The organism is Actinoallomurus acaciae, assembly GCF_042429965.1.
GTDB classification, from domain to species: Bacteria; Actinomycetota; Actinomycetes; order Streptosporangiales; family Streptosporangiaceae; genus Actinoallomurus; species Actinoallomurus acaciae.
The window spans coordinates 23557-30210 of the sequence record NZ_JBHLZP010000037.1 but is presented as its reverse complement, the minus strand read 5'-3'; the positions used below and the strand labels follow the sequence as shown (position 1 = coordinate 30210).

The window sequence follows — 6654 nt, the reverse complement described above, 5'->3', positions numbered from 1 at the left end:
TGCGGCCGGCGTGGCGGGACGCGCGCCCGCTGCTGGACCGCGAGGTCGCGCGCGTGGGCGTGGCGGCGATGCGCGGCCGGCTCGACGCGATCCTCGGCGGCATCCATCCGAGCAGCCGGTTCGAGGACGGCGTGCTGAAGATCCGCGATCCCGAGCCCGCCCGGTTCGACCTGGCCGGACGCCCGTTGGTGCTGGTGCCGATGGTCTCCGGCGGCGACGCGCTGATCTGCAGCCTCGACCGGCCGGACGCGGTGTGGCTGGGCTACCCGGTGCCCGGCGCGGGGCGGCTGTTCCGGAGCCAGCCCGCGCAGGACGGCGGCAACGCCCTCGAACTCCTGCTCGGCCCGGTCCGCGCGCAGGTGCTGAACGCGGTGTCCCGGCCGGTCACGATGGGCGAACTGGCCACGCTGACCCGGCTCACCCCCAGCGCGGTCACCTACCACTGCGAACGCCTCGCCGTCGCCGGCCTCGTGCGACGGGAACGGCACGGCCGGGAGGTCCGGGTGTCGCTCACTCCGCGCGCGGAACGGCTGACCGAACTGTTCGACGAGTAACGACGAGTAACACTGCTCGACGAGTCTGGCGAGGCCCGGCTTTACGTGTTACGAAGATATGTAAAGCCCGGCTGTCGCGGGAGGTTCCCCCCATGAGCGAGCGAATCAAAGGCACGCCCCAGCGGTCACGCCCTCCGGCGAAGGAGGACTCATGAGCATGCGCGATCGCTACACGACCCCGATCCCGGAGACCACCTGGCACGTGCCCGTCACGGGAGCGGCGCGGTTCAACTGGGAGTACGACGACGGCCGCGACCGGCTGCTGTCGCTCTACCAGAAGGGCAAGGACAAGCAGTGGGACGCCCAGAAGCGCATCGACTGGGACGTCTCCGTCGACCCGAACAACGTCGCCGGCTTCCCCGATGAGCTCAACCCGCTGGCCGGCTCGGACCTGTGGAACCGGATGCCGCAGGAGGCGCGCGACGAGTTCGGCCGCCACCAGGGCACCTGGCTGTTCAGCCAGTTCCTGCACGGCGAGCAGGGGGCGCTGACGGTCGCCGCGCGCATTGTGGAGTCGGTGCCCGACATGGACTCCAAGTTCTACGCCGCGACCCAGGTCATGGACGAGGCGCGCCACGTCGAGCTGTACAACAAGTTCATCCAGGACAAGATCGGGATGTACTACCCGATCAACCAGGACCTGGCCAAGCTCCTGGAGGAGTCGCTGTCCGACGGCCGCTGGGACCTGCCCTACCTCGGCATGCAGGTGCTCATCGAGGGCCTGGCCCTCGCCGCCTTCGGCGTCTACCGCGACATGTCCACGAACCCGCTCGTCAAGCAGCTTCTCGCGTACGTCATGCAGGACGAGGCACGACACGTGGCGTTCGGGCGGCTGGCGCTGAAGGACTATTACGCGCAGCTGACCTCGAAGGAACGCGCCGAACGCGAGGAGTTCGTCGTCGAGGGCTGCTACCTGATGCGCGACCGGTTCAAGGGCAAAGAGATCTTCGAGACGCTCGACATGCCGGTCAAGGAGTGCATGGACCTCGTCGACAACGGCCCGGTGTACCAGCTCTACCAGTCGCTGCTCTTCACCCGCATCGTCCCGTGCGTCCGTGACATCGGACTGTGGGGCGAGAAGGTGCAGAAGGCCTACGCCGACATGGGCGTACTCGACCACGCCAAGGCCGACCTGGTCCAGCTCATGAAGCAGGACGAGGACATCGCCGAAGAGGTCGACCGGGCCAAGCACGAACAGGAACTGGCCGTACGCCGCGAGGAGGTCCACGACGCCATCGCCGAGGGCGCCGAGGACTGACTCCACCGGCCGGCGACCGGCCGACACTCGCCGCAAAGGCGGCAAGGAAGACAAGCTGCCCTACGGCTCCGGGGCGCCCCGATGTTCGGCGTATGACCCATCGGACACTTCGCCGCATTCTGGATGCGGTAAGTAATACGATCACTGGCTCCGTGCCAATACGCCGTGAGATAGGGCACAAAAACCAGCGCCTTGGGCGTGACCATGCGTCGTGGCCCCCTAAGGTCGGGGACTCGTGCGCGGGGCCTGGACGGCTCGTGCCGATCGGGCACCGACGGTTCTGCCGTTGGGCCCGATGTCCTGTCCCCGACCAAAGGACCCCTTTGTGGGTAGATCCGGCCGACATCGTCAGACTGAGACACCGAAGAGACTCCGTACCGCTCTCATCGCCGCCGCCGGGCTCACCGCGGTCGCACTCGCCGCGATCACTGTCGCGGTCGCCGGAGTCGACTCCTCATCGGCGCAGATGAAGGCCCGCGCCGCCGCCGCCGATCCGCCGCGGCCGCTCGACCGGGCCAGCCGCGATCAAGATCGCACGCCGATCGCCACGCCGACACCGGAGCCCAGCGACACGCCGACACCGGCGCCGGTCGCCAAGAAGAAACGGCACACCACCAAGATCCTCGCGCACGGGGCCTGTGAGGCGTCCTACTACGGCACGAGCGGCGGACGGACCGCCAGCGGGGAGGCACTCGACCCGGACGGCCTCACCGCGGCACACCGGTCACTGCCGATCGGTTCGAAGGTCCGGGTGACCAACCGCAACAACGACCGTTCGGTGGTCGTGCGGATCAACGACCGGGGCCCGTTCGTCGCCGGGCGCTGTCTGGACCTGTCCACCGGGGCGATGCAGGCGGTGGGGGGTCTCGCCTCGGGGGTCATCCCGGTCAAGTACGAGGTCCTCGCGAAGGTCTGAGCGCCGAGACCACACCAAGAAATGACCTAGAAAACGGAATGCGAGCGTTCGCGGGCGGTCGACTCCTTCCCCCAAAGAAGTCCCGACCCGCGAACGCTCGCCTTCCTGCGGCCTGGACGGGTACAGATCCAAGGCCCCTGGGAACGGCCTTCGCGTCGCGTCCCCCGTTGAATCCCCCAATTCATCGCGACGCGCCAGGCCTTTTTGTTGGTCTGTGGTCCTGCAGCCACTACGTTACGTAGCCCACCGGGGTGAAGCCGTCCACCCCAGGGTGACACTTCGCCGTACAACCACGGTTGACCTGCGGGTTTGCGGCTTCGTGGGGTTCACTGGGTGATGGGTTGAGGTTTGGCGGGACAGGCCCCGACCAAGGAACACAATGTGGCTGCGAAGGGGCGACCTTGAGGCCCAAACGGCTGGTCACCCCTGCCGACCTACTGTTGTCGGCCGGGGTCTTCGCCGTGTATCTACCCTATCTGCACGGGCGTGGTCATACCGTGCCGGCACTCACTCTTTCCGCGCTGGCCGCGGGGGTACTGCTCGCGCGAAAGCGTTTCCCCATTCCCACCGTTGTCGTCTGTCTCATCCTCTCGGGTTTCATCGGCGTACTCCTGCGACGCAGCTATCCCGCGACTCCGGCCGACCTCGTCGCTCTCTACGCGGTCGGCCGTTACTCTGGCCGCGCGTGGGCGCTGATGATGGCGGTCGCCACCCCGATCGTCGGCTTCATCGTCGCCGCGGCCATCGAGCGGATCCCCTCCTACAACTTCGAGAACCTCGGCACCCTCGCGACCGTCCCGCTCGTGGTGCTCGCCGGGGCGTGGGTCCGGATTCAGCGCACGTACGTCCTGGGCGCGGAGGAGCGCGCCGAACGGGCCGAGCGCGAGCGCGAGGACGAGGCCCGCCGTCGGGTCACCGAGGAGCGCCTGCGCATCGCCCGTGAGCTGCACGACATCGTGGGGCACGCGCTGATGTCGATCAGTGTGACGTCCTCGGTCAGCGCCCGGTTCGTCGAGGAGGATCCCAAGGCGGGCCGCGAGGCGCTGGAGACGATCAACAGCGTCAGCAACTCCGCCCTGGGAGAGATCCGCAGGACGCTGAGCCTGTTGCGCGGCACCGCCGAGCCGTTGAAGCGCCCCGGGCTCGGCCTGGACGACCTGCCCGACCTGGTCCAGCAGAGCCGGACGGCCGGCCTGCCGGTGACCCTGCACGAGTCGGGGCGGCCGATCGAGGTCCCGGCGATCGTCGGGTTCACCGTGTACCGCATCGTTCAGGAGAGCCTCACCAACATCAGGCGTCACGCCCGCGACGTCCTCAAGGTCGCGGTGACGCTCACCTTCACCCCGGACAGCCTGGACGTCGCGGTCACCAATGACGGCCGGCCGGTCGAGATGAGCGATCAGGCCTCGTACGGCCTGGGTATTCAGGGCATGCGCGAGCGCGTCGCCGCGACCGGCGGGCGTCTCAACACCACGGCACTGCCGGGCGGCGGCTTCCGCGTGCACGCCCGCCTGCCTCTGAAGGAGTCCCGTCCATGACGATCCGTGTCCTGCTGGCCGACGATCAGACGACCGTACGCGCCGGTTTCAAGCTCCTCATCGACTCGACCGAGGACATGCACGTGGTCTGCGAGGCCGCCGACGGCAAGACCGCCGTCGAGGGGGCACGGGCGACGTCGCCGGACGTGATCCTCATGGACATCCGGATGCCCGGGATGGACGGCATCGAGGCGACCCGTCGCATCACCGACGACTCGGCGCTGCACGGCGCGCACGTGCTGATCCTCACCACGTTCGAGCACGACGACTACATCTTCGGCGCGCTGCGGGCGGGCGCCGCGGGCTTCCTGCTCAAGGACACCCCGCCCGATGAGCTGCTGGACGCGATCCGGGTGGTCGCCTCCGGTGAGGGACTGCTGGGCCGGGGCCTGACGGGCCGTGTGATCAGGGAGTTCGCCGCGCAGCCCGCGCCCGCCGAGCCGACGCCGGAGCTGGACATCCTCAGCGAACGCGAACTCGAGGTGCTCAAGCAGATCGCCGCCGGCCTCACCAACGAGGAGATCGCGGGCGCGCTCCACCTCAGCCCGGCGACCGCCAAGACGTACGTGCACCGGATCATGACCAAGCTCCAGGCCCGCGACCGCGTCCAGCTCGTGATCTTCGCCTACGACAAGGGCCTCGTACGACCGCGCCCGCAGGAGCGTTGAGCGCACCCGTCTCTCGAAAAGAGTGACATAGCCGCGACCGCCTTCGCGCGTCTGATGAAGGGACAGACCCGGAGGTGTCAATGGACGCGGCGGTCGAACGTGACTTTCGTGAGTTCGTGGAGGCGCGGTCGCCTGCGCTGATGCGCATGGCCTTCCTGCTCACCGGCGGTGACCAGCACGCCGCCGAGGATCTGCTGCAGACGGCGCTCGCCAAGGTGGCGACGCGCTGGCGGTCCGTCGACAGCCCCGAGAGCTATGTCCGGCAGGTGATCTACCGCCAGCAGGTGAGCTGGTGGCGGCTCAAGTGGCACCGGCACGAGACCCGTGTCGCCGTGCCGCCCGACGAGGTGCGCGAGGACGGCACGTCCGCAGTGGACCTGAAGATGACCGTACGGGCGGCGCTGGCGCGGCTGACGTCGCGGCAGCGCGCCGTGCTCGTGCTCCGGTTCTTCGAGGATCTACCCGAGGCGGAGGTCGCTCGGCTGCTCGACTGCAGCGTCGGCACCGTCCGCAGCACCACCCACCGATCGCTCGCACGCCTGCGCGTCCTGGCCCCCGAACTGGAAGAGACCTTGAAGGAGGTCCGCCGGTGAACACCGAGACTCGCGTACGGAAGGTCCTCGACGAGTGGTCCACCGAGGCGCGGGTGCCTCCGGGACTCGCCGACCGAGCGCTGGGGCGCCGTACGGGACGCCGGCACGCCAAGGCCGTGCTGGTCGTGGCGGTGGCCGTGCTCGTTGTCGCGACGGGCGTGATGGTCGGCATCCGGCGGGATTTGGCGCCCGGGCGGCCGGTCGACACCTCGCTGCACATCGACACCACCGACGCGCCGCCGAAGCGTCTCGTCGCCGCCGGGCGGGTCGCCCTTTCCGCCTACCGGACACTCCGGGTCAGCGGGAAGAAGGTCGTCTCCACCTGGTACCTCTACAACCCCAGGTCGGGCGGTTACCAGAAGCTGCCCTGGGCCTGGCTCGCGGTGGCGCCCGGCATGCGGCAGGCGGCCGTTCTCGACGGGCCGCTGCCGTCCGCGCGTGTCGGCATCATCGACATGGACCGGCAGACCATCCGCTGGATCGGGCTCAAGGCGGCGGCCGGCGGCCTGGCCTGGTCTCCGGACGGGCGGCGGCTGCTCGTCACGACGTACGCCACCGACCCGGACGCGAACTACCGCAAGGGCACCGGGGCGCGGACCGGGTTCATCGTGGTCGATCCCCGCTCCGGGCAGGCGCACTTCCACAGCCTCCTGTTCGACCCCGGGAACGGCAACGGGCGACAGGACCTCGGCTGGAGCAGAGACGGCTCGCTGATCTGGGCCCCGACCATGAACTTCGACCCGCCCACCAAGCTCTTCTACGACCTGAACGGAGTACGGCGACCGGCGCCCGCGCACGAGGCGGACTCGCTCGAGGAGGCCGAGATCTCCCCGAACGGCCGTCTGATCGCCGTACACGGGGGTGCGTCCCCCGGCCTCAGCATCGTGGACACGAACGGCCGGACGGTGAGCAGGCCTCCGGTCATGCAGCTGGTCGCCTGGACCGACGACACCCATGTCATCGCCGTGACGTGTGACCTGGCCAGGTGCGGCGGGCCGCGCACCCTGAGCTATCGGTACGTCCTGATGAGCATCGACGGCAAGACGAGTGTCCCGCTCACCGGCTACAAGACGCTGGCCACCGTGGGCTCGTGGGATCCGGTGTTCACCCACCGCTAGACCACGCCG

The 6654-nt window shown here is 69.0% G+C and carries 7 protein-coding genes; all 7 read left to right on the top strand.

Annotated elements, in window-relative coordinates; translation table 11 throughout:
• On the top strand, nucleotides 1-554 hold a 554-nt coding region (locus ACFFNX_RS07750; RefSeq protein ID WP_378197445.1), incomplete at its 5' end, for an ArsR/SmtB family transcription factor.
• 151 nt (nucleotides 555-705) lie between these two features.
• Nucleotides 706-1812: a ferritin-like domain-containing protein gene (locus ACFFNX_RS07745; RefSeq protein WP_378197442.1), complete on the top strand. Its 1107-nt coding sequence runs from the start codon at nucleotides 706-708 to the stop codon at nucleotides 1810-1812.
• A 325-nt stretch (nucleotides 1813-2137) separates the two neighbouring features.
• On the top strand, nucleotides 2138-2728 hold the full coding sequence (locus tag ACFFNX_RS07740; protein WP_378197439.1) for a septal ring lytic transglycosylase RlpA family protein: 591 nt from the start codon (nucleotides 2138-2140) through the stop codon (nucleotides 2726-2728).
• A 296-nt stretch (nucleotides 2729-3024) separates the two neighbouring features.
• A complete protein-coding gene (locus ACFFNX_RS07735) occupies nucleotides 3025-4266 on the top strand; it encodes a sensor histidine kinase (protein WP_446678505.1) in 1242 nt (413 codons plus the stop codon).
• Entirely contained in the window at nucleotides 4263-4934 is a 672-nt protein-coding gene (locus ACFFNX_RS07730) for a response regulator transcription factor (RefSeq protein ID WP_378197433.1), read from the top strand. Before ACFFNX_RS07735 ends, ACFFNX_RS07730 begins: the two co-directional genes overlap by 4 nt.
• An 80-nt stretch (nucleotides 4935-5014) precedes the next feature.
• A complete protein-coding gene (locus ACFFNX_RS07725) occupies nucleotides 5015-5527 on the top strand; it encodes a SigE family RNA polymerase sigma factor (RefSeq protein WP_378197430.1) in 513 nt (170 codons plus the stop codon).
• Nucleotides 5524-6645 (top strand): hypothetical protein, encoded by a 1122-nt coding sequence (locus ACFFNX_RS07720; RefSeq protein ID WP_378197427.1) that lies wholly within the window; start codon nucleotides 5524-5526, stop codon nucleotides 6643-6645. The genes ACFFNX_RS07725 and ACFFNX_RS07720 overlap by 4 nt, the downstream gene beginning before the upstream one ends.
• Nucleotides 6646-6654: the final 9 nt, after the last annotated feature.